Raw genomic sequence first — 24,230 nt, 5'->3', positions numbered from 1 at the left:
GTAGCGTTTTTGTGTTTAAAAAATAAACTACTCTCCATTAAGCGTACATTCAAAATTTGTCCGTTCAACTGTACAGCGGGCGCGCTTTAGCACACTCATCATTGTTGCATCGTATACACCTTGTTTTGTTAAGCTGAGGCGACCTTCACGTAAAATTTTTTGATATTTAGTTTTGTCTTCTGCTGAAAAATTAATTTTAATTTTTGAGGGTACGCCCATTTCTAGCCGTTTTATCATGGCAAAATTCTGAGGTAATTTTTGTATAAACCAAGCACGTGACTTTATACCGAAATCTGTGGGGAACTTATCACTTCGGGCAATTAAATCACCCGTAACGTTAACTACGGGGAAAGTAAACATTGCCCCTTTCACGCCAACCCCTTTACCAATCTCTAAAGGTTTATAAGCATAGGCTGGTGCCGCAATTGCATCGACTTGGCCACTATTAAACTTTTTCACAAAATCGGTAATTTCTGAAGGAATGGGCTGAGCGCCAACGCTTTCCACCATAATTTTTTGTGCTGCGTCATATTGCAAAATAGCAAACTTAGTCCCACGTACTTTTTCAATTGAATTGAGATTTTTATCCTTCACAAATAAATAAGCTAATCCAATCTGGACAATACCAACGACCTCGTAATTGGTTCCATTTTGTGCAGTCACCATGCGATGTTTATTACGCTTATCTAAAACATAACTAATAGCTTTTTGAGCAATTGCATTACTGGTTACCCCTCCAATCGCATCAATTGAACCTGCAAATTTATTATAATTTCGCGCCCGCATGGAGGTCATATAAGCGGCGTCACATTTTCCTTCACGCAGTCTCCGGTCAACTAAGCCTTCATCTTGAAATGGAATTAAAGTGATATCTGCTTGCCATTCTTTCGCTGCAAGCGCCCACTCTTCCATCATTTTATAGGACTCACCTGACTTTCCTAATAAATCAAACACACAGACACTTTGCCCAGCATGTACTGTCCCCACAGCACAGCAAAATACTGCACCAATTATCCCCAATCTTTTTTTCATTTGACTTTCCTTAGTCTAGTTTTATTAGTAGCTCATTAATCAACCAAATTTCAAACTGTTTTTATTTTAGCCATATTTTTTTAAAAGTATTCTATCTTATTCAATATTTTGAAAATTTCGGATGAATAGCGAAATTTAGGATGTCTTGATATATCTAATTATTAATACCTGCTCACTAAAATCCGGAAAGTTTTGTTTTCATCGGCAGTTCTCTTTAAAATACAGCATCCCTAACTCACCTCGATACAATAAGATGATTCAATTTGACCAAGTTTCTTTACGCCGCGGTGGACGTGTTTTATTTCAAAAAGCGTCTATGCAATTACACCCAGGTTGGAAGATTGGTCTAACTGGTGTAAATGGCGCGGGTAAATCGACCTTATTTGCTGCACTACTTGGAAGTTTAGGTGCAGATGAAGGTTCACTTACTCGTCCGACAGGCTGGACCGTGGCGCATATGGCCCAAGAAGTGAAAGCCCTAGATATGCCTGCAATTGATTTTGTTCTTTCAGGTGATGAAGAGTTTTGGGATATTCAAAATAAGCTTGCTCAACCAGATCAACTGACTGATTTTGAACTGGCTAAATTGCATGGCCGCTTTGATGAAATTCATGGTTATTCAGCGCCCTCTAAAGCTGCGCAGCTCATGGCAGGTCTTGGCTTTCTAGAAAATCAATTACGTTTGAACGTTGAGAGCTTCTCAGGTGGATGGCGTATGCGTTTAAATTTGGCGCGTACATTGATGAGTCGTTCTGATCTACTCTTACTGGATGAACCAACAAACCACTTAGATTTGGATGCAATTCTGTGGTTAGAAGATTGGCTTAAAGCCTATGAAGGTACACTCATTCTAATTTCGCATGACCGCGACTTTTTAGATGCGATTACAGATCATATTCTTCACATTGAAAATCAAGAACTCACGCTTTACACCGGAAACTACTCTACGTTTGAAACCACACGTAGTGAACGTCTTGCCCAGCAACAGCAAGCTTTTGAGAAGCAGCAAGAAACACGTGCTCATCTACAAAAGTTTATTGACCGTTTTAAAGCAAAAGCGACTAAAGCTCGTCAGGCACAAAGTCGTATTAAACAACTTGAGCGCATGCAGCAACTTGCACCAGCCCATATAGATACGCCGTTTACTTTTAGTTTCCGTGAACCAACTAAAATGAGTTCACCTTTGCTGACTTTAGACAACGCCAGCATTGGTTATGGTGATAAGCAAATAGCCGAAAAAATCAGATTACAAATTACGCCAAACTCACGTATTGGTTTACTGGGTATGAACGGCGCAGGTAAGTCAACATTGATTAAGAGCTTGGTAGGTGATTTACCACTCTTGGCAGGTGAACGTAAAGCTTCCGAGCTGCTTAATATTGGTTACTTTGCGCAGCACCAGATGGATGCTTTAGATGGTCACGCTAGCCCAATGCTACAGCTTGCACGTATAGCAGATAAACAAATTAGTGAAGCCACTCTACGTTCGTTCTTAGGGAGTTTTGGCTTTAGTGGTGAACGCATGGATACACCATGTGAAAGCTTTTCTGGTGGAGAACGCGCTCGTTTAGCCCTAGCACTCATTGTATGGCAGCGTCCAAATGTTTTAATTCTCGATGAACCAACAAACCATTTAGATCTTGATATGCGTCATGCACTGAGCATGGCATTACAAGATTTTGAAGGTGCCGTTGTTCTGGTTTCCCACGAACGTCAACTTATTGCAAGTGTATGTGATGAGCTTCTTTTAGTACACGGCGGTAAATGTACTGAGTTCGAGGGTGATTTACAGGACTATGCTAAATGGCTACGTGAAGCACGTCAGCAGCAAATCAATGCTCAGACTGCCGTCGCACAGAATAATTCGTCCTCTGCCGCTCCAGCGCCTGCTAAAGTTGATAAAGAAGCACAGCGTAAAGAAGCAGCTCGCCGTCGTGAACAGACTCGACCTATTCGTAAAAATATTGAAAAGGTTGAATCACAAATTGAAAAGCTACAACCGCAGCTCGCCAAAATTGAAGAATCCTTAGCAGACACATCTTTATATGATGCTGCACGTAAGGATGATCTACTCAAACTTATGAATGAGCAGACAGAGCTGAAAGCTAAACTTGAGCAACACGAAGAGCAGCTTTTGGAACTCATGATGGAATTAGAAGAAATGGAAGCTTCTTTTGATTAATCCATTTTCTAAAATAAAAAAGCCGATTTCTTAATCGGCTTTTTTATTGATTAATAAGGCGTATAAAAAGCCCCTAATTCATTTAAATTGGTATTTATCGGTAAAGGCCAGACATTGCTTGATAAGCTGTCTGCAATATATAAATCGTATCCGCCTCGACTCCCTGTTTGTCCTGCAAGAGACACCACCATGTAACGCTGATCTAAAGGAGCTGGATCGGAAGAATCATAATTAATATTGTTAAATGGCAAACGTGTAGTCTGTTTATTAGCCATATCATAAATATAGATCTGGTCATGAGGATTTGTTGGGCTATACCAGCGCACATATAAGAACCGACTTCCTTGCCACCATACTGGATAATATGAAGCGATATTGGTCAGTTGTGTATCATAAGCACCCGACTGATCAATACTAAAAATTCTAGAATTATTTCCAGCACCTTTTGCATACAAAATTTGAGTGGTATTCACCATCGGATAAGGCATCGATTCTTCTATATCCCAACCATTTTGAGTCACAGAAGTCATCGTCCGATCCGTCATTTTAACGATTTTTAGATCGCCATTTTGTTTAAAAATAATACGCTGGTTATCTATAAATTTAGGATCTTCATCGCGCTTATTATTGCCTTGAGTTAGATTAATGGGTAACTCAGTGCTTCCGACCTTCCATACATATACATCCCATGCATCGCCATAATGCTGTCCAGAATTCACTCCCATAAACGTTAACCATTTTCCATCTGGAGAAAAATGACCATTCATCATATGGTCAATTTTCCAATTTGCGCCGAGTAATGTGGTCTGCTGTGTTGTGAAGTTATAAAGATAAAGCTTACTGTCCCATGCCTCATAATCACTATAACGATGAAATACTAATTTTCCATAAAAGGTGGGGGCTATCGCAGCATGCAGTTGAAATAAACAATTAAAAAATATGATTCCAATGCATAAGAGTTTTTGTATTTTTTTCATAATTATATTTCCTATTGTTATTAGTAAGTACCGCATAGAGAATATAACTTCGAATAGTTTACTTGTTAAACAAAATACTTTTTTCGGATACAAAAAAAGGGCTAATGATGATTAGCCCTTTACCATAAAAAATCAATTATCTAAATTTTTTATGATTTTCATTTCGTATTTTGACTAAATTAATTGCTTCAGTTTTGGCTTGATCTAATTGTCCTTGCTCAACTAAAACAGTTACTTTATCAATTTCGGCAACAAGCTGATCTAAACCAGCTTGGTACTCTTTTACCTTTACATTTTCTGATGGCAAACCTTCGAGTTTATGCGGCAAATATTGCTTAGAAGAAACTGCTGCTTCACGCATTACAACAAGCTGTTTTTTCGCGTTATCAGCATCTTTCGCTTCAGCAAATGCTTTCGTACTCTTAGCTAAAGTTTTCATATTCGTTTCTAGGTCTGCCGCCCAAACAGCAGAACTTCCTAAAAACACACATGAAATTAATAGGCTAGCTAATAATTTCTGACTCATCATTCTCTCCCTAGACTGATTTAGAATCATGTTATGAATTAAGCATCAATATCCGCATTTAAAGCATTCTCTTCAATGAATGCACGACGTGGTTCAACATCATCACCCATTAAGCAAGAGAACATACGATCTGCTTCAATCGCATCATCAATTGTCACCTGCAACATATTACGGTTTTCAGGATCCATCGTTGTTTCCCACAGCTGTTCAGCATTCATCTCTCCAAGACCTTTATAGCGTTGGATCATCATACCGCGGCGTGAATCTTGTAAAATATGTTGCCAAACTTGATGGAAGTTAGTCACTTGAATACGGCGATCACCTTTTTGTAAAAAAGCACCGTCTTCTAGTAAAGTGAACCAACTCTTCGAGTTTTTGAGTAAACGTGCATATTCAGCTGAATTCAATAAAGCTGCATCAAGCAAATACGCATGCGGCAGATTATGAACATAGACAGTAATACGCGGCCAATAATGCGCAGATTTTTCACCTTGAGCATTTTCACGCTCAAATGCCTCTAAAGAGATTTCTGGACGTAAACTTGGCTGTAATCTGGTAATGATATCGCGTACCTGATCTGCCCATTGTTGTACATAAGCTTCATCATGGTTTTGATCACTCTTGAATGCTTCTACTTCAAGTAAAGCATCAAGTAAGCTAGCTGGATAACGTAAAGTTAAGCGCTGTAAGCTCTTTTGTGAAACTTGATAGTCTTGAATCACTTTCGCCAGTGCTTCACCAGTAATTGCAGGTGCTTCAGCATTGGTATGTAGAGATAGCTCATCAATTGCATTTGAGATGAGATAAGTTTCCAACGCATCATTATCTTTGATGTATTGTTCTTGCTTACCTTTCTTCAATTTATACAAAGGTGGCTGAGCAATATAAATATGCCCACGCTCAACCAACTCCGGCATTTGACGGAAGAAGAACGTTAACAACAAGGTACGGATGTGAGAACCATCGACGTCGGCATCGGTCATGATAATGATTTTATGATAGCGAAGCTTATCAGGGTTATATTCTTCACGACCAATACCACAGCCAAGTGCAGTGATTAAAGTACCCACTTCCTGACTAGAAATCATTTTGTCAAAGCGTGCACGTTCAACGTTCAGAATTTTACCTTTCAACGGTAAAATAGCCTGCATTTTACGATTACGGCCTTGCTTAGCACTACCACCAGCAGAGTCACCCTCGACTAGATATAATTCAGAAAGTGCTGGGTCTTTTTCCTGACAATCTGCCAATTTACCTGGTAAACCAGCAATATCAAGTGCACTCTTACGACGTGTCATTTCACGTGCCTTACGTGCAGCATCACGTGCACGCGCAGCATCAATAATTTTACCGGCAATCGATTTTGCAGCTTGCGGATTTTCAAGTAAGTAAGCAGAGAACTCTTTATTCATTGCTTGCTCAACCGCTGGTTTTACTTCACTCGATACCAGTTTTTCTTTAGTTTGAGATGAGAACTTAGGATCAGGTACTTTTACCGAAATAATCGCGGTTAAACCTTCACGGGCATCATCACCTGTCACATTGACTTTTTCTTTCTTGAGAATATTTTCATTTTCAAGATATTGGTTAAGACCACGTGTTAAAGCCGCACGGAAACCTGCTAAATGAGTACCACCATCCTTTTGAGGAATATTGTTGGTAAAACAACGTACGTTTTCTTGATAACTTTCATTCCACTGCAATGCAACCTCTACACCAATACCGTTTTCTGTATCTGCGGTGAAATGGAAAATCTCGTTTAGATGAGTTTTACCTTCGTTAATGTATTTTACAAACTCAGATAAACCACCTTCGTAGTCATATACATGTTCAAGGTTAATACGTTCATCACGTAAAACAATGCGCACGCCCGCGTTTAAAAATGAAAGCTCTCGTAAACGACGCGCTAGAATTTCAACGTTAAAAATGGTTTGACTAAAAGTTAGCTCACTTGGCCAAAAACGTACAGTTGTACCACTGCTATCCGTTTCACCAATCACACGTAATGGATATTGCGGATCACCGTGGTGATATTCTTGTTCGTGCACTTGGCCAGCGCGATTAATAATTAAATGCAATTTACTTGAAAGCGCATTTACAACCGAAACACCTACGCCGTGCAAACCACCTGAAACTTTATAGCTATTGTCATCAAACTTACCGCCTGCGTGCAAGATAGTAAGAATTACTTCCGCTGCAGACACCCCTTCTTCAGGGTGGATATCGGTTGGAATACCACGGCCATTATCGGAAACACTTACCGATTCATCTTCGTGAATCGTGACAATAATTTCGTCACAATGCCCAGCTAAAGCTTCATCGATTGCGTTATCGACAACCTCGAATACCATATGGTGTAAACCGGTACCGTCGTCTGTATCCCCAATATACATCCCCGGACGTTTACGAACTGCATCTAATCCACGTAATACTTTAATACTAGAGGAATCATAAGCCTTTTCATTGGTTTGTTCTGTTTGAGAGGCTGATTGAGACTCTGAACTCATGGTTTCTCCCTAGCAAATATAGGTTTATTCAAAGATGGGTAACATCAAAAAATTATGGTGAAGCAAGACTAACTTGACCGGATTCAACATTGAATAATTGATATGAAATAGACAGATCATGTAAGTGTTTTTTTACCGATGCATGATCTAAAGTTGTCATAAAAACCTGGCTACCAAGTTGGCTTAATCGTTCAATTAAACGTTGTTGTGCGGTTAAGTCTAATTCTGCTGTCAGATCATCTAATAATACCACAGTTTCCTTATTACTCGCATGCAACATTGCAATTTGTGACAGTTTTAAGGCAATAATCAAGAGTTTTTTCTGACCTCTTGATAAAACTACATCAGCATGTCCAAACGGGGTTTTTAAGCGCAAATCTGCACGATGTGGGCCATATTCGGTATAGCGTCGTTCGATGTCTTTTTGGTGTTGATTCAGCAAGTCTTGCATGAGTCCCTGCTCTGTATGAAAACCGGGACTATATTCCAGTTCAATTTCTAGATCAGGTAGCAATTGACTTAAATCATTTTGAAAAAAGACATTCCATTGTTCCACAATACTTAAACGCTGAGAGTGTAAAATTTCACCATAATCACTCAACATTTTATTCCACGGCTCTAAATCCGCTAGAGAAATATTCCGTCTGGTTTTAAGTAAAGTATTACGCTGCTTTAATGCACGAGAATAATATTGCCAAGCAAAATAAAACTCTGGTTCCACGTGGAACATCAGCCAATCTAAAAGCTGGCGCCGAGGTTTCGCCCCATGGTCAATAATATCTGTACTTTGTGGATCAATATGCTGCAAAGGAAGCAGTTTAGCGAGTTGTCCTTGTGTAGCCACCGTATCGCCATTAACCTTCATCAACTGCTCACCAGAGGCTAACTTTTGCATGCCAATTTTTTCAGTTGCAGATTGTGCGAAGACAATCGCATCGTCAGCAGAGTACTGAATATAATTTTTAGGTATATGGGTACGGAACGACCGCCCTGTTGCAAGCAAATGGATTGCTTCTAGTATTGAAGTTTTTCCTGAACCGTTAGCGCCATAAAATACATTAAACGGTTGCAACCCTTGGAGTGCAACCGTTTTTAAATTACGCACACGTTCAATATTTAAACGCGTAAGATGCATATTAGATAGCCAGATTATACACGCATCGGCATAACGACATAGGTTTGATCAGGATGTGCCGGATCTTGAACCAATACAGATTGATTTGCCTCAGTCATGCTCATATTTACATCATCACCATCAAGCACACCTAAAACATCCAGCAAATATTGTGCATTAAATGACATTTCAAGTGGTATGTTTTGATACTGAATCGCTAAATCTTCAATCGCTTCGTCTTGTTCTGGGTTATTTGCACGCAGCTGTAATGAATCTTGATTAAAATTCAAGAAAACACCACGTAACTTCTCATTACTCAAAATTGCAACGCGTTGTAATGATTGTTTGAACACATCATGGCTAATTAATACATGTTTATCGCCACCACGTGGAATCACACGACGATAATCAGGGAATTTTCCATCAATCAATTTCGTAGTAAAGCGAACAGTGATATCACCCTGCTCTTTATCACGACTTGGCGTATTAATCGTTACATTTAGTAATTCACGGCCAATAAGCAACGTTAATTGTTCATCTTCAATGCTAAGTAAACGCTGTAATTCCCCCACAGCTTTGCGAGGCACAATTGCTTGAACCAATTGAGATGAGGTAGAAGAAGCTGTAATTTCACAAAGTGCTAAACGGTGACCATCTGTTGTTACCGCACGCAATTGATTTTCATCAATTTCTAATAAAGTACCAGTTAAATAGAAACGTACATCTTGTACAGCCATCGCAAAAGCAGTTTTTTCAAATAAACGCTTTAACTCACGTTGAGTGACCTGTACTTGTGTACCCTGACTATTTTCAGTGGTCAATAATGGATAATCTTCTGCTGGTAAAGTACCTAAAACAAAACGACTATTACCAGATTTTAAAATACATCTTTGATCTTCAGTAATTTGTAAGTCGATCAATGCAGCTGTTGGCAATGATTTACAAATTTCCATCAACTTACGAGCAGGAACAGTTGTTTCACCTGCTTCAATGCATGCCCCTTCTGTTAAAACAGTACTGGCAACCAGCTCGACTTCTAAATCAGAACCAGTAATGGTGAGTGCCTGAGCATTAGCCTGAATTTTGACGTTTGAAAGAATATTCAATGTATGACGACGTTCTACCGCACCGACAACATGCGATAAAACATTGAGTAAGCTTTCTTTAGCGATTTTCAAACGCACGATTCATTCCTCTAGCAACTTGGAGCAAATATTTCATTTTTTAGCTGTGTACTATGCTGCACTTACGTAGACTTTGCAACAACGTCTTATTATTTCATTAACTCTGAAGTAAACGCAGTAGATTTTTATAATCTTCGTCAAAAATCGGATCTTCTTCTCGTAGACTCACAACTTTTTCACAGGCATGCATTACGGTACTATGGTCACGCCCACCAAAAGCCATTCCAATCTCGGGAAAGCTATCACCAGTTAACTCACGAGCAAGTCCCATTGCCAACTGACGTGGGCGCGCATAGATTCGAGTTCGTTTTGGGCCAACCAATTCTTTTAACGGAATACGGAAATATTCACTGACCACACGTTGGATATTTTCTACACTAATCGTACGTGCACGAATTGCCAACACATCTTTTAAAGACTCACGGACAACATCAAGATCGATTGGCGCACCTTTAAATCGAGAAATTGCTACAACTTTATTAAGTGCACCTTCAAGTTCACGTACGTTAGCAACCACTTGCTGAGCAATAAATAAAGCACAGTTTCGAGGTAAATCAACACCACTATTTTCGGCTTTCTTCAATAAAATTTCGATACGAGTTTCAATATCAGGCGGTTCAACGCCCACAGAAAGTCCCCAAGAAAAGCGAGAAACCAAACGCGGATCTAACTCGGTCAATTCTTTTGGATAACGATCTGAAGTTAAAATAATCTGTTTAGATTCATCAAGTAAAGCATTGAATGTATAGAAGAATTCAACCAAGCTTGCTTCTTTACCTGCCAAAAGATGAATATCATCGACCAACAGTAAATCTAAAGAACGGCAATTTTTCTTAAACTCTTCAACTTTGCCTTTTTGCAAAGAACTTACAAAATCCTGAACGAAGCTCTCAGAGGTCATATACATCACCCGTGCATTAGGCTTGGCTTGCAATAAAGCATTACCAACTGCCTGCATCAAGTGAGTCTTACCCAATCCTGTCGGACCATATAAGAATAAAGGGTTATGCTGTGAAGCACCTAATTGTGTTAATACCTTTCTACATGTTTCAGCAGCCATCTGGTTCGAACGGCCTTCAACAAATAAAGAAAAAGTAAATTGGGGATTTAATAGTTTCTTTTTCGGTGTTTTGGGGTTCACTACACTATTAGTAGTAGGTGAACTGGGAACAGAATCCGATTCTTTTTTTACTTTAATGCTTTGTTGGGGCGCAGTTTGCAAAGCAGCAGTTGTAGTTGCCGGCTGCTCACCTGATGACAAAATACTACCAGGACGAGAATCAACCAAAATCTCAACCTGACGTACACGGCCTTCTGATAACTGTTCGGCCAATATAGAAATTAATTCTAAATGGTTCTCTTGAATGTAACGCGTCCAATAAGGGTTAGGTGCATAAAGACGCAGTATTCCTTCTACTTCTTCAGCAACTAATGGGCGAATCCACATCGCAAAGACGTTATCAGAGAGCTCTTGTCGCAAGCGAGTTAAGCAGTCTGTCCAAAGCATGTGTATCCCCTATTTCTGCGTTTTTAAATTCAAATAATCTAAAGATTAACCCTTCCTGATAAGAAGGGGTCGCCATTCTAACCAAGTTATCCACATCTGTCATGACGATTTCGTTTGATTTTGTCTAAAAAGAAATCTCTTGTGAATAAATTTAAATTCAAAAGGGCTTGTGTATAACTTTTTGCACAACCTGTGGATAAATTAGCACATAAACTTATCCACAATCCATAAATATAATAAAAACAGAGTTATCAACAATTCAAATATATGTTTTTTAAATTTAAAAGTGTGAAATCCACAGAAAAAGTGCTCCCTAATAAGAGTAAATTTAAATTTCTAAATTTGAATTTATTTAATAGGGTGGCGATCTTTTGTGGATAACTACAAAATATGAATTTAAATTCAAATATAGCAAATCGAAAGCAAAAGGATATCTTCTTTTGTTGATAAATATGTATATAAGATATGTATATGTTAAAAGTTATAATAAAAATAGACAATTAGCTTGTGTATAACTTTTAAAACTATATTTTGCACTGAATTATGGCAAGGATAAAAAGAACTAAAGAGATTAAAAATTTGGGTTAAATACAAAACTTTCTTGGTTTTTCATTGACAGCGTAAACATTGCACAATAAAATCGCGGACCTTTATAGAAAGATCATTTTTGGGAGTTTCAATATGAAACGTACTTTCCAACCATCTGAATTAAAGCGTAAACGCGTTCATGGTTTCCGTGCTCGTATGGCAACTAAAGCTGGTCGTCAAGTATTAGCTCGTCGTCGTGCAAAAGGTCGTCATAGCTTAACTGTTTAATACTGTTACGCTGACCAGACTTGGGTGTGATGACACTTTACAGTTTTAGCACAGACGTGCGAATACGCTGTGCTGCAGATTATAAAAGTGTATTTGATGGTGCGCTTTTTAAAGTGCATCAACCCCATTTTTTATTTCTTGCAAAATTAACCGAACAGCCTAAAAGCCGTTTGGGTATTGTTGTTGCTAAGAAAAAAGTGCGCCGAGCGCATGAAAGAAATCGAATAAAACGTCTTGCTCGTGAGAGCTTTCGTCTACATCAGCCGAATTTTGGATCAGACATAGATGTTGTGGTGATGCCGAAAGTTGGTATAGAAACGATTACGAATGCTGAGCTATATCAACAATTAGACTTTGCTTGGCAAAAATTACAGCGCTTAGCAAAAAAACATTCTAAAGTTGGCACAACCTCGCAGAATTAAGAGATAGCCAATGGTCCGTTTTCTACGTTGGTTGATTCGACTGTATCAAATTGCGATTAGTCCGCTTCTTGGACCCCGTTGTCGTTATATCCCGACTTGTTCCCAATATGCGATAGAAGCATTGCAAACTCATGGTGCGATAAAAGGCGTTTGGTTATCTTCTAAACGGATTTGTCGTTGTCATCCGTGGGGAGGATCTGGATATGATCCGGTACCGCCAAAAGCAATTCGTTTTATTTCGTTTCATCAAATAGATTCTCAAACGCATCATGTTGCTGTACCCTTTCGTGATCGTTTACTGAAGCAAAATCTCTCTAACCATTTGGGGTAATAGATATGCAACAATGGGCCAGGTTTGCAATTCTCGGGGCCATGTTTGTCACCGCATATTTGCTCATTTTGGCTTGGCAAAAAGATTATGGAAATGCTGCAACTGCACCGCAACAACAAGCGGCAGCTGTAAGTTCGCATGAAGTATCTGCTGATTTGCCAAATGCTAAAAATGCAACAGTGGCTTCCGATGTGCCACAAGCAAATATTGCGCAGTCACAAACCACAGATGCAACTGCACCTGTGAATCAACAGCTTATTTCAGTACAAACTGACCTTTATCATCTTTGGATCAATCCAAAAGGTGGTGATATTGTTCGTATTGAATTACTCTCACACGACAAAAGCAAAGACAGCGATCAACCTTTTGTTATGCTTGAAAATGATGCCAAGCGTACATATGTTGCTCAATCTGGCTTAATTGGTTTGAATGGACCAGATAGTAGTCGTGGTGGTCGTCCATTATATGCTGTTGAAAAGACATCATATACTTTGGCTGATGCTAAAGGTGTACAGGACCAAAAGGGTCAATCTGAAAAAGTTTTAAACGTTCCAATGGTATTTAAAACACCTGAAGGCGTTGAAATCATTAAAACTTTTACCTTTACCCAAGGTCAATATCCAATTGTTGTAAAACATCAAGTAATTAACCGTAGCCAACAAAGCTGGCAAGGTCAGATGTTTGGACAATTAAAGCGCGATAATTCTGAAGATCCAGGTAAATCTTCTCAAGGTATTTTCACTCTAGGAACTTTCTTAGGTGGAGCTTGGGGAACGCCTGATGCACATTACAACAAGCTTAAATTTGCTAATTTCTCAGAAGAAAAAGTAAATACTGAAGCGAAAGGTGGATGGGTTGCGATTGTTCAGCATTATTTTGTAAGTGCTTGGATTCCTGGGAATCTTAAACTGACTCAAGCTAACGGTCAGCCTTATGTAGCTAAACTTGAATCTCGTCAGTCTGCGGATCAAATGAATATCATTGGTTTTACCTCACCAGTGATTAATGTTCCTGCTGGCACTTCAATGGAAGTTGATGCAAAACTTTATTCAGGTCCGAAAGTACAATCTGAATTAAAAGATTTAGCTGTTGGTTTAAATCAAACTGTTGATTATGGTTGGTTATGGCCGATTGCTAAACTCTTGTTCTTAGGTCTTCAATTCTTCCATAGCATTGTGGGTAACTGGGGATGGTCAATCATCTTGCTTACCATTATGGTGAAGATGATCTTGTGGCCTTTATCTTCAAAAAGTTATCGTTCTATGGCGAAAATGCGTGTGATTGCACCAGAAATGCAACGCATGAAAGAAGAGTTCGGTGAAGACCGTATGCGCTTCTCACAAGAAATGATGGCTTTATACAAGCGTGAACAAGTAAATCCACTTTCAGGTTGTTTACCATTGTTGCTACAAATGCCAATTTTCCTTGCTTTGTACTGGGTACTCATGGAAAGTGTGGAATTACGTCACGCACCATGGTTAGGTTGGATTCAAGACTTGTCAGCAATGGATCCTTGGTTCATCTTGCCGTTAATCATGGGTGCTACCATGTTTGCACAGCAAATGTTGAACCCGCAACCGGCTGATCCAATGCAGGCAAAAGTGTTCCGCATTATGCCGATTATGTTCACGGTATTTATGTTGTTCTTCCCTGCCGGTCTCGTACTGTACTGGATTGTGAACAACAGTATTACTATTTTACAGCAGTCGTTTATTAATAAGAGCGTTGAGAAAAGTCGTATCAATAAGACTGAATCAGCTTCTTAATCGTTGAACTTTTGCTGAATAAATCCGCTTAAGATGGTAATCTTAGGCGGATTTTTCTTTGGCTGGATTTTAGGTTTTTAGGTGAATAATATGCAAAGTCAAACCACGATTGCCGCAATTGCAACGCCACCTGGGCGTGGTGGTGTGGGCGTGATTCGCCTATCTGGACCTAAGGCTTATGAAATTGCTCAAAACCTGACACAAAAAAACTTGCCTGAAGCGCGTATGGCGGGTTTCCGTAAATTTTATGATGCTGATGGCAGCATTATGGATGAAGGGATTGTTCTATGCTTTCCCAATCCTCACTCGTTTACAGGTGAAGATGTTGTAGAACTACAAGGCCACGGCGGTCCAGTCATTCAAAATGCCTTGCTTGGTCGTCTATTTGAGCTTGGTGCAATCGCTGCAAAAGCTGGTGAATTTTCCATGCGAGCTTTTGAAAATGGCAAGATGGACTTGGTTCAAGCAGAAGCCATTGCCGATTTGATTGATGCAACATCACAAGCTGCTGCACGTTCTGCTGTTCGCTCTTTACAAGGCGCTTTTTCGACCAAAATTAATACCGTTTTAGAAAAACTAATCCATTTACGCTTACATGTGGAAGCCGCAATTGATTTTCCTGAAGAAGAAATCGATTTCTTGGCAGATGGCAAAATTTTAGCTTTACTTGAAGATGTTCAGCAGTCGGTACATGCCGTTCAAACATCTGCACGACAAGGTCAATTATTACGTGAAGGTTTACAAGTCGTTATTGCCGGTAAACCAAATGCGGGTAAATCGAGCTTGTTGAATGCGCTTGCTGGTGTTGAGCGTGCAATTGTTACCGATATTGCTGGTACAACTCGTGATGTTTTGCATGAAAAAATTAGCTTAAATGGCCTACCAATCACCTTAACAGACACTGCGGGCCTTCGTGAAACGGGTGATATCGTTGAAAAAGAAGGGATTCGCAGAGCAATTAAAGAAATTGAACAAGCTGATTTGTTATTGCTGGTTTATGACCTAAATCAAGGTGATGATCCATTAAAACTCGCTCAAGAATATTTTGCTGAACATATTGAGCCGCGTCGTTTAATGTTAATTGGTAATAAATGCGATTTAACTGGTCAGTTAGCTGAAATAAGTGATTTTCAAGGATTCCGTCATATTACCGTTTCTGCAAAACAAGAGATGGGTGTTCAAGGCCTCGTAGAGGCGATTACAACGCATGCAGGCTTTCATCCTGAGGAAGACACCTTTATTGCGAGAACGCGTCATTTAGACGCAATTAAGCGCACACAGCTCTATCTATCCGAGGCACATGAGCAACTTGTTGTATTTAATGCAGGTGAACTCGTTGCTGAATCATTACGTCTTGCTCAGAATGCTTTAGGTGAAATTACCGGTGACTTTAGCGCCGATGACCTATTAGGTAAAATCTTTGGTTCATTTTGTATTGGAAAATAATTAAAAAATTCTGAATGATACAGATGGCTGTGTCATTCAGTAATCTCGTTAACCGTATCTTTTTAGAACCTTTAAAAACTCATCTAATTCATTCTGATCAACTTGTGATTCTTTGAGCACATGGTGATGTAAATGCTGTTCCATCAATTCACTCATCAAACCGTTTATCGCACCTTTAATTGCGGCAACTTGTTGCAGTATTTCTATGCATGAAAGATCCGACTGTTCAACGGCATGCTCGATACTGTTAATTTGTCCTTTTAGTCGTTTTACACGATTAAGTATTTTTTTATCCTGACCAATGTGACTCATCTGTGTTCTCTTGTATAATTCAATATACTGGTAGGGAGTATATTGGGTTTAAATTTTATGCAGGATCATAGTGTATCACGTCATCATCAACATCAGTTTGATGAGGGAAATCCACTTGCACAAAAACGTATTTTGATTGCAACCATTTTAACGGCGTCCATGATGGTGTTAGAAGTATTTGGTGGGTGGTTCTTTAACTCAATGGCATTATTAGCTGATGGTTGGCATATGAGTTCGCACATGTTGGCACTCGGTTTAGCCTACTTTGCCTATCGTGCGGCCCGTCATTATTCAAAAGATCACCGTTTTAGCTTTGGAACCTGGAAAATCGAGATTTTAGCGGGTTATAGCAGCGCAATTTTGCTTATGGTTGTAGCTATTTTTATGGCATTTCAGTCGGTTCAGCGTTTATTTAATCCGGTTGAGATTTTTTATAATGAAGCTATTCCAATTGCAATTTTAGGTTTAGTAATTAACTTGATTTGTGCGTGGTTACTTCATGATGATGGTCACCATCACCATCACCATCACCATCACCATCACCATCACCATCAAGAGCATGGGGATCACCACCACGATTTAAACCAAAAAGCTGCATTTTTACATGTGGTTGCAGATGCTGTGACCTCCGTTTTTGCAATTATTGCGCTTTGTGCGGGTAAATATTTTGGCTGGGATTTTTTAGATGCACTTTTAGGAATTTTAGGTGCTATTTTGGTTGCAAAATGGTCTCTTGGGTTAATCAAAGAGACAGGAAAAACCCTTCTTGATGCAGAAATGGATCATCCTGTGGTTGAAGAAATTCGTGAAGTGATTGCTGAATTTCCTAAACACATCGAAATTACAGATATTCATGTCTGGAAAGTCGCAAAAGGCAAGTTTTCTTGTATTTTGGCGCTCGGAACTGATGATATTTCTTTAACCGCAGACCAGATTCGCCATGCTTTATCGATTCATGATGAAATCGTCCATATTTCGGTAGAAATTAACGATTTAAAACCTGCTTATGTTCCACGTGAAACATTGGCATAACTGAGTGGGAGTTTGGTTATAACTCGGTAAGCAGTTCTGTTTTAATCATCTGAACTGATTAAAATAAACTTCTCTCTTACCTATGAGTTGGTTTTATGCTTAAAAAATTAGGAATATTGGCATTATTTAGCTTAACGGCGAGTTTGAGTTTCGCTAATGTGGACTCGGTCAGAGAAAATATTAAAAAACAATATCCTAATTTAAAAATTAGCAATATTCAGAAAACTGAAATGCCTGGGCTATATAGCGCTAATCTGGATCAACAAATCATCTATGTGGGCGAAGATGGTCAGCATATGTTTGTTGGTTCTATGATTCGATTAAAAGATCAGAAGAATTTGACTAAAGATCTAGTTCTAGGACAGAACTCAATTGACTGGAATCAACTTCCTTTAAAAGATGCGATTAAAACGGTTAAAGGTAATGGACAGCATGTTTTAGCAGTATTTTCTGATCCAAACTGTCCTTATTGTAAACAGCTTGAACCTGAACTCGATAAGCTGAAAGATGCGACAATTTACACGTTTATCTATCCTTTGAAACCTCAATCTATTGTGGTTTCTAGGCAGGTTTGGTGTGCGCCGAATCAATCCTATTCATGGAAAAAACTGATTCAGCAAGGCGTTAGACCAACAGTTGCGAGCTGTGCTAATCCAATTGACCGTAATTTAGAGCTTGGAAAGAGATTAGGTTTTAATGGCACTCCTACCTTGATTTTTGCAAATGGTTTTAAAATGGTAGGTGCTCGTTCTGCAGAAGAAATTCAAGCTGTTTGGAAAGAGTTAGGTTTATAAAACAAATTAAAAAAAGCACCATTCGGTGCTTTTTTTATTGCCTGAAAGTAATTAACTTTTTCGTGCAATCAAGTTGTAAAGAAAGAGAATAATCACAGCACCAATAACGGATGCGATAAATCCAGCAACTGAATTTTCTCCGTAAAGCCCCAGTAATCTTCCGCCATAGGTAGCTAAAAGTGAACCTGCAATACCGATGAGGGTTGTTATGATAAAACCTGCTTTATCATCGCCAGGATGTAAGGCACGAGCGATTAAACCAGCAAAGAAACCAACCACAATAGCAACAATAAGTGACCACATATTTGTTCTCCAGTTGTTTTTTTGGTGAAGTTAATGATTTTGCTTCATATTCTATCGTGCGGTAGAGCTGTCTATTTTGTCTGTAGCAGATTGCGACTTTTTGTGTCTTTTTTGTTCAAAGCTAAGGCTTTATATAAAAAAATAGCACCTTGCGGTGCTATTTCTCTGAAATTTATAAACCAATTTCACCAATAAATGGCAAGTGGCGATATTTTTGATCGTAGTCTAAGCCGTAACCCACAATGAATCTGTCTTCAACTTCAAAACCTAAAAATTTCACTTCAAGATCAATTTCACGGCGAGATGGTTTACTCACTAATGTGCAGAGTTGAATCGAATTTGGCTCGCGAGTTTGCAACATTTCAACGACTTTGCTTAAGGTATTGCCTGAGTCGATAATGTCTTCAACCACCAATACATCTTTACCGCGAATTTCACCGTCAAGATCTTTTAAGATTTTAACATCTCGACTTGAAGTCGTACCGCCGCCGTAGCTAGACACTGTCATGAAGTCGAGTTCATGCGGTTTGGTAATTGTACGGCACAAGTCTGCCATGAAAATAACAGAACCACGAAGTAGTCCAATAAGAACTAATTCTTTATCACTATTTGCATAGTGAGCGTTAATTTGCTCGCCGAGCTCTTTGACTTTTGCTTGAATTTCTTCGGTTGAAATCATGATGCTCATTGCAACAGTCATGGCAGATTCCTACAAGATATAAAAGAAAAAATAAAAAAGGTGTTGACCTGCAACACCTCGAAAATCTGAGTTAATGGTAAAATTTTAAAGCAAAATGACGTTTCATGCACCCTTTGATGGCTGTGAAATTTTATCATTTTGCGGATTATGTCGATCACGCTTTAATGCAAGAGCGCATATTCCAAATAATAACAAAAACTTAACAATGCCTTTTTTATTTGGCTGTTTCTTTTTGATAAGCACGGTTTCCATAAATATAAGTCGCCTCAATATTACGGTCATCACCTAAAGTGAATAATGCAAACAGTGAATCTTCAACAGATTTGGATTTAGACTGGCGAAGTTCCTGTAATGCTGTTGGCTTGAGATTCAGTACCACAAAGTCTGCTTCTTTACCGACATTGAAGTTGCCTAACTGATCTTGTAAATCAAGCGCTTTTGCTCCACCTAAAGTTGCATGATAGAGCGCTTCATAAGCTGAAAGTTTATCACCTTGTAACTGCTGAACCTTATAAGCCTCGTTAACGGTTTGCAGCAAACTAAATGATGTACCAGCACCGATATCTGTACCCAAGCCTACTTTCACTTGTTTTTCCCAAGTTTTTTTCAGTGGAAATAAACCACTGCCTAAGAACAGGTTTGACGTTGGGCAAAATGCAATAGCCGATTGTGTATCATGCATACATTGCCATTCTTGATCTTCTAAGTGAACGCAATGAGCAAATACAGAACGTTTACCAGTCAGGCCATAATGTTGATAAACATCTAAATAGCCTGCTTGTTCTGGAAATAAAGATTTCACCCAAGCGATTTCATCTTTGTTTTCACTTAAATGGGTATGGACATACACATCTGGAAATTCTTGTTTTAACTGCCCTGCTCTTTCTAGCTGTTCAGGTGTAGACGTTGGTGCAAAACGTGGAGTAATCGCATAGAGAGCACGGCCCTTACCATGCCATTTCTCAATCAGTGCTTTGGTGTCGCTGTAAGCTGTTTCTGGCGTATCACAAAGCGCTTCAGGTGCATGGCGGTCCATGAGTACCTTACCAGCAATTAAACGCATCTGAACGTGTTCTGCGGCTTCAAATAAGGCATCAACAGACTCAGGATGAACCGTACAGAAAACCAGTGCTGTGGTTGTACCGTGTTTCAGTAGCTCTTGAACAAAGAACTGGGCAATTTCACTTGCATATGCTTTGTCCTGAAATTGAATTTCAGTTGGGAAAGTATAAGTATTGAGCCAGCTTAAAAGTTGTTCGCCGTATGCTCCAACCATTTCGGTTTGCGGGAAGTGAATATGGGTATCAATAAAGCCGGGTACAATCAATTGTTCTGGATAATGTTGAATCTCAACCCCAGCAGGTAGATGCGTCTGAGCGTCTTCCCATGCACCAAACCATTTGATTTTTCCATGTTCACTAACCAATACACCATCTTCCAAATAGCGCACTTGATTTGGAATATCTGTTGGCTCAGAGACGGTTTGCTGGATATCTAAAAAACGACCACGCACAACGGTGGTATTTGCGATCAATGACATGGAAAGCCTTTATATTTTCACTTTTTTCGATTGATTGTACCCCAGTTAGCCAATATTTAAACGGTATAACGTTTACTTAGTCCCCATTCAGCCAAAATCCGTCGATAAGTTGTTGATGAACGGTCTGCTTCAAAATGTGCTTCCATCATTAAATCAAGCGGCAGTTCTTCTGGCTTTTGTGATTCGACCATATCTTGGTCTTCGGCAAAAATTTGGGCATTAAATGCATATACCTTTTCTAAATCGCCTGTTTGGTCAAAGTTACGGGTGAGTGGAACAAATAAACGGGTTTTATTGATTGAAATAGGACAACAGGCATTCAAAATTTTTAAGACCCCACCTTCTGGAAAATCGACAGTAAGTACGGCAGAAAATGGTGGATAAACCTCAAAAGTGCGCTTCCACAAAAAGCCTTCTGGCTCGAGATGTTTTAGTTCATGTGGATAATTACTGACATTACTGATATAGACCGTTTTTAAGCCATAGTCGGTACGTTCAGTGTGATATTTAGGGACGATGGGATTATCGCGATTCGCAAAGGCATTGTGATGTACCCACGCAAAATGAGCGACATCAATAAACCCTTCAAGTTGACGTCCACTAGAACCACCAATATCGACGAAAGGCGGTAAAATTGATTGATGCTCTGCGTGGTCCCAAGTATCTAATATAGGAATATTGGCTTTAGCAATATCACGACCATGAATACTGGTCCAAATGAGACCATATCTTTGTACAACTGGAAATTTGGTCAGAGAAAAACGATCAGAAATTTTAGTTAGTTCGGGCTGAGCTGGTATTTGGGTACATTTCCCTTCGGTGTTATAGCGTAGACCATGATAAGGACAGACAATCTCCTCACCATCCACCCAACCTTTGGTTAATGGCACCCCACGATGTGGGCAAATATCTCGAACCAGATGAATTTCCCCACTTTCTGTTTTATATAACGCCATATTGACGTCTAGTAGCGTGACTCGTTGAGGTGCAGTAGAGACATCTTGAGTACGTGCGACGGGATACCAGTGAGTAGATAAAATTTCCCAATCTTTTGCTTCAAAACTGCTGTTACACGGCATGGCAAGGGGCGTTAAAGTTGGAATCGCATTCATGGCATCACTCCTTAAAAAAATCAGGGCTCTCACGAGCCCTTAAAATCTAGGCTTTTTTCTTTTTAGGAGATGCAAAGAGCTTGCCAATATTGATTTTTAATTGAAGAAATAAGAATAAAATTATTAAATTACATAATATTAAGTCATTATATTTTTGAATTTTTGTTCTAATTTAGCTTTAAAAACCAAAAATTATTATTCGCTATATATTTAAAATGCACTGATTGACCACGTGGAAGGCATAATAAAAAAGCACCTAAAAAGTGCTTTTTAAAATACCTCTAGGTACTTATTACTCGACAAAATAATGTGCTGCAAAGTGAGCATCATTACCAATAATGTCATAGCAATCTTCACGAATAGACATGCCTGAACATTGATGTCCAACCATCCATAAACCGAGTGTAGGTAGTTGCCCTGAAAATAATGGGGTATCTACCCATTTCTGTACGACATAACCGTATTTGTCATAGTCATCAAAATAAAAGCTACCAGAAGCCGCGCCTTGGTCATGGCCGTCTTGTAAAACTCGAATATTGGCCCCTTCCCTTGCCAAAATCGGCTTTTTCACCCATTTGCCAGACAACGCTTGTTGCGGGTCATAGGTATGGGTTTCGACCAACAATGGATGGTTTGGATAACGCTTCCAAAGCTCAACCAAAATCGCTTTATTTGAAAGTAACATTTTCCAGCAAGGTTCAATCCACTGTGTTTGTGGATGGATATATTGAGAAAAGGCTTCTTCCCAGATCCATTCCCATGGGTAGAGCTTAAATATGTTTTGAATGGGCTGATTATGAAGATCGACAAAGTCATGCCCGTTCCAACCTATGTTTTCCATAGAAAGCTCGGAAACTTGTAGATGAGCTTGATAGGCAGTATCCATCAAATACTCTAGATTGCCCCAGTCTTCTCTTCCCGCTTCCTGACAAGCAGCAAAATGCACATGGCTAGCACGCGGTAAAATTGTTTTCCAGCGTTTAATCAGGTCTTCATGAATACTATTGAATTGATCTCGGTTTGCAATGCCTGAGACTTGTTCTATCCACAGCCACTGCGCGACAGAGGCTTCGAGTAAGCCAGTCGGCGTGTCGGCATTATATTCCAGCATTTTGATATTTCGCCCATCGTAAGCGAAATCGAAGCGGCCATACAGCATGGGGGCATTTTGTTTCCATGAATGTTCAATATGGTTTATAGCTGTTTCTGGAATTTGAAAATAAGCAGGATAGTCGCCCCGTTGAATGAGTTCTCCTACTACCGATAAACACATCTGATGCAGTTCATTTGCCGCATCTTCCAGTTGTTCAATCTCCTTAAGGGTAAACTCATAAGCAACTCCTTCAGACCAGTAAATTGAGCCATCAAGAGAAGGTAAATTAAAATAATCAAAACCAATATTTTGATGCTCCACTCGCCAGTCTGGTCGTGGAGTAAATATTTTTCTTTTCATATTAAGTGAATGCCTAAAGACTTAGCCGCCGAAAGAAAAACCGCTACGGCCAAAACCACCACGAATTGGGGATGAAGAAGACGCGCTTTTCGCTGTGCTTGAAATAACTGGTCGGCCTACACTCAAATTGCTGTAAGGATGTAAGGTATTGCCGCGAAAAGAAACTTCCCGATTATTTCGATAATACGCAGGACCTAAATAGCGATTACCAATATAGCTAGAACCATGTCCACTGGAGCTATTTTCTTGTTTACATGTTTCATTATTCCAGTCGCGAGCACAGTCATATTGGTTGTTATATACGTCTTGTACTAAAGGACCATCATTATGGCTACATGCCGTGAGTAATAGAGGGACAACGACAAGATTAATTTTTTTAGAACGCATGAGACTCCACACATTTTAATAAGTATGTTCGGCATAAAATACCGAATAGCTGTTATCTATTATGTTTCTGATTAGGAAAGATAAATTTTAAGTTGGCATATGATATTGATCAGCGCTTTTAAAGTACAGAGCTTCTATGTACTATTACATGGTGGATAACTTTAGTATTCTTTAAAATATGACAAATATATATAATAATTATCAACAAGATTTTATTGATTTGGTAATGAAATCTCCTTGTTTATTAAAGATATTATCTATTATTTCTCAATTGCATCCAAAAGTTTATTTAAGTGCTGGTGCTGTGAGAAACACTGTTTGGTCATATTTACATGGTAAAACTTATGATTTAAATACAAGTGATATGGATGTGATTTATTATAATGCTAATGAATATGATGATAGTTATCAAAAAGAATTGCAAAGTGATTTAAAAAGCAAATTTCCAAATCAAGATTGGGATGTTGTTAATCAGGCTTTGGTACATACATGGTACCGTAAAGATAATGGTGAAAAAATTCAGCCATTAACTTCGATTGAGGAAGCATTATCATTATGGTCAGAAACAGCAACAGCTGTAGCAATACGTTTCGATACTTTCGGCAATTTAGAAATAATTGCACCTTTTGGCTTATCAGATTTATTTGAATTGAATCTACGTTGGAATTCAGCTTTAGTTAGCTATCAGACTTTCAAAAATCGTGTAGAAAGCAAAAATTGGTTACAACAATGGCCAAAATTAAAAATAGTCAATTCCTAAGTTAAAAAGGGCTTTCTATGAAAGCCC

23 protein-coding genes are annotated in these 24,230 nt (G+C 39.0%); 9 read left to right on the top strand and 14 right to left on the bottom strand.

Annotation, left to right across the window (positions count from 1 at the left end; all coding sequences use genetic code 11):
* Positions 1-27 precede the first annotated feature (27 nt).
* Positions 28-1,032, bottom strand: a complete 1,005-nt coding sequence (locus tag RMA94_RS00505) for a putative solute-binding protein (protein ID WP_032038234.1) — start codon at positions 1,030-1,032, stop codon at positions 28-30.
* Between the two features lie 253 nt (positions 1,033-1,285).
* Between RMA94_RS00505 and RMA94_RS00500 the strand changes: the two genes are divergently transcribed.
* Complete coding sequence (locus RMA94_RS00500; RefSeq protein WP_069122206.1) at positions 1,286-3,214, top strand: ATP-binding cassette domain-containing protein; 1,929 nt, start codon at positions 1,286-1,288, stop codon at positions 3,212-3,214.
* A 50-nt stretch (positions 3,215-3,264) separates the two neighbouring features.
* Here the strand turns inward: RMA94_RS00500 and RMA94_RS00495 are convergent, their stop codons facing one another.
* The 6 genes from RMA94_RS00495 to dnaA form a co-directional block, all read right to left on the bottom strand.
* Complete coding sequence (locus RMA94_RS00495; RefSeq protein ID WP_069122204.1) at positions 3,265-4,191, bottom strand: hypothetical protein; 927 nt, start codon at positions 4,189-4,191, stop codon at positions 3,265-3,267.
* Between the two features lie 136 nt (positions 4,192-4,327).
* Positions 4,328-4,720, bottom strand: coding sequence for a cytochrome b562 (cybC, locus tag RMA94_RS00490; RefSeq protein WP_023187717.1), 393 nt, complete (start codon positions 4,718-4,720; stop codon positions 4,328-4,330).
* Between the two features lie 35 nt (positions 4,721-4,755).
* Positions 4,756-7,224, bottom strand: coding sequence for a DNA topoisomerase (ATP-hydrolyzing) subunit B (gene gyrB, locus RMA94_RS00485; protein ID WP_069122202.1), 2,469 nt, complete (start codon positions 7,222-7,224; stop codon positions 4,756-4,758).
* A 52-nt stretch (positions 7,225-7,276) separates the two neighbouring features.
* Complete coding sequence (gene recF / locus RMA94_RS00480; protein ID WP_069122201.1) at positions 7,277-8,359, bottom strand: DNA replication/repair protein RecF; 1,083 nt, start codon at positions 8,357-8,359, stop codon at positions 7,277-7,279.
* Positions 8,360-8,373: 14 nt separating this feature from the next.
* On the bottom strand, positions 8,374-9,522 hold the full coding sequence (gene dnaN, locus RMA94_RS00475) for a DNA polymerase III subunit beta (RefSeq protein WP_069122199.1): 1,149 nt from the start codon (positions 9,520-9,522) through the stop codon (positions 8,374-8,376).
* A 97-nt stretch (positions 9,523-9,619) separates the two neighbouring features.
* On the bottom strand, positions 9,620-11,029 hold the full coding sequence (dnaA, locus tag RMA94_RS00470) for a chromosomal replication initiator protein DnaA (RefSeq protein ID WP_069122197.1): 1,410 nt from the start codon (positions 11,027-11,029) through the stop codon (positions 9,620-9,622).
* A 681-nt stretch (positions 11,030-11,710) separates the two neighbouring features.
* Between dnaA and rpmH the strand changes: the two genes are divergently transcribed.
* The 5 genes from rpmH (at position 11,711) to mnmE (ending at position 15,810) form a co-directional block, all read left to right on the top strand.
* A complete protein-coding gene (rpmH, locus tag RMA94_RS00465) occupies positions 11,711-11,845 on the top strand; it encodes a 50S ribosomal protein L34 (RefSeq protein WP_000831329.1) in 135 nt (44 codons plus the stop codon).
* A gap of 29 nt (positions 11,846-11,874) precedes the next feature.
* Positions 11,875-12,267, top strand: coding sequence for a ribonuclease P protein component (gene rnpA, locus RMA94_RS00460; RefSeq protein ID WP_005063921.1), 393 nt, complete (start codon positions 11,875-11,877; stop codon positions 12,265-12,267).
* A 10-nt stretch (positions 12,268-12,277) separates the two neighbouring features.
* The gene (gene yidD, locus RMA94_RS00455; protein WP_003656027.1) at positions 12,278-12,598 is read left to right on the top strand and encodes a membrane protein insertion efficiency factor YidD; all 321 of its coding nucleotides are present in this window, start codon (positions 12,278-12,280) and stop codon (positions 12,596-12,598) included.
* A gap of 5 nt (positions 12,599-12,603) precedes the next feature.
* Positions 12,604-14,364: a membrane protein insertase YidC gene (yidC, locus tag RMA94_RS00450; protein WP_130174276.1), complete on the top strand. Its 1,761-nt coding sequence runs from the start codon at positions 12,604-12,606 to the stop codon at positions 14,362-14,364.
* A 90-nt stretch (positions 14,365-14,454) separates the two neighbouring features.
* Positions 14,455-15,810, top strand: coding sequence for a tRNA uridine-5-carboxymethylaminomethyl(34) synthesis GTPase MnmE (mnmE, locus tag RMA94_RS00445; protein WP_311081427.1), 1,356 nt, complete (start codon positions 14,455-14,457; stop codon positions 15,808-15,810).
* A gap of 48 nt (positions 15,811-15,858) precedes the next feature.
* Here the strand turns inward: mnmE and RMA94_RS00440 are convergent, their stop codons facing one another.
* The gene (locus RMA94_RS00440) at positions 15,859-16,122 is read right to left on the bottom strand and encodes a metal/formaldehyde-sensitive transcriptional repressor (protein ID WP_205470114.1); all 264 of its coding nucleotides are present in this window, start codon (positions 16,120-16,122) and stop codon (positions 15,859-15,861) included.
* A 42-nt stretch (positions 16,123-16,164) separates the two neighbouring features.
* Here RMA94_RS00440 and dmeF point away from each other — a divergent pair, with 42 nt between their 5' ends.
* Together dmeF and RMA94_RS00430 are read left to right on the top strand one after the other, a co-directional pair.
* Positions 16,165-17,154: a CDF family Co(II)/Ni(II) efflux transporter DmeF gene (gene dmeF, locus RMA94_RS00435; RefSeq protein ID WP_311081426.1), complete on the top strand. Its 990-nt coding sequence runs from the start codon at positions 16,165-16,167 to the stop codon at positions 17,152-17,154.
* Between the two features lie 95 nt (positions 17,155-17,249).
* A complete protein-coding gene (locus tag RMA94_RS00430; protein WP_205470112.1) occupies positions 17,250-17,948 on the top strand; it encodes a DsbC family protein in 699 nt (232 codons plus the stop codon).
* 51 nt (positions 17,949-17,999) lie between these two features.
* Here the strand turns inward: RMA94_RS00430 and RMA94_RS00425 are convergent, their stop codons facing one another.
* The 6 genes from RMA94_RS00425 to RMA94_RS00400 all read right to left on the bottom strand — a co-directional run bounded on the left by RMA94_RS00425 (position 18,000) and on the right by RMA94_RS00400 (position 23,443).
* Positions 18,000-18,251: a GlsB/YeaQ/YmgE family stress response membrane protein gene (locus RMA94_RS00425; RefSeq protein ID WP_130174275.1), complete on the bottom strand. Its 252-nt coding sequence runs from the start codon at positions 18,249-18,251 to the stop codon at positions 18,000-18,002.
* A gap of 172 nt (positions 18,252-18,423) precedes the next feature.
* Entirely contained in the window at positions 18,424-18,951 is a 528-nt protein-coding gene (gene hpt / locus RMA94_RS00420) for a hypoxanthine phosphoribosyltransferase (protein ID WP_002115408.1), read from the bottom strand.
* A 214-nt stretch (positions 18,952-19,165) separates the two neighbouring features.
* Positions 19,166-20,491, bottom strand: a complete 1,326-nt coding sequence (guaD, locus tag RMA94_RS00415) for a guanine deaminase (protein WP_057070383.1) — start codon at positions 20,489-20,491, stop codon at positions 19,166-19,168.
* Positions 20,492-20,547: 56 nt separating this feature from the next.
* Entirely contained in the window at positions 20,548-21,603 is a 1,056-nt protein-coding gene (locus tag RMA94_RS00410) for an aromatic ring-hydroxylating dioxygenase subunit alpha (RefSeq protein ID WP_311081423.1), read from the bottom strand.
* Positions 21,604-21,895: 292 nt separating this feature from the next.
* Entirely contained in the window at positions 21,896-23,056 is a 1,161-nt protein-coding gene (locus RMA94_RS00405; protein WP_311081422.1) for a glutathionylspermidine synthase family protein, read from the bottom strand.
* Positions 23,057-23,077: 21 nt separating this feature from the next.
* Positions 23,078-23,443, bottom strand: coding sequence for a hypothetical protein (locus RMA94_RS00400; protein ID WP_311081421.1), 366 nt, complete (start codon positions 23,441-23,443; stop codon positions 23,078-23,080).
* A gap of 178 nt (positions 23,444-23,621) precedes the next feature.
* Here RMA94_RS00400 and RMA94_RS00395 point away from each other — a divergent pair, with 178 nt between their 5' ends.
* On the top strand, positions 23,622-24,203 hold the full coding sequence (locus tag RMA94_RS00395; protein WP_069122187.1) for a nucleotidyltransferase family protein: 582 nt from the start codon (positions 23,622-23,624) through the stop codon (positions 24,201-24,203).
* The last annotated feature ends 27 nt before the right edge of the window (positions 24,204-24,230 follow it).

Source organism: Acinetobacter sp. V115_6 (genome assembly GCF_031799025.1).
Taxonomy (GTDB): domain Bacteria; phylum Pseudomonadota; class Gammaproteobacteria; order Pseudomonadales; family Moraxellaceae; genus Acinetobacter; species Acinetobacter pittii.
Note: the sequence above shows the minus strand (reverse complement) of the source record. Positions and strands in the feature narration are given on the sequence as shown.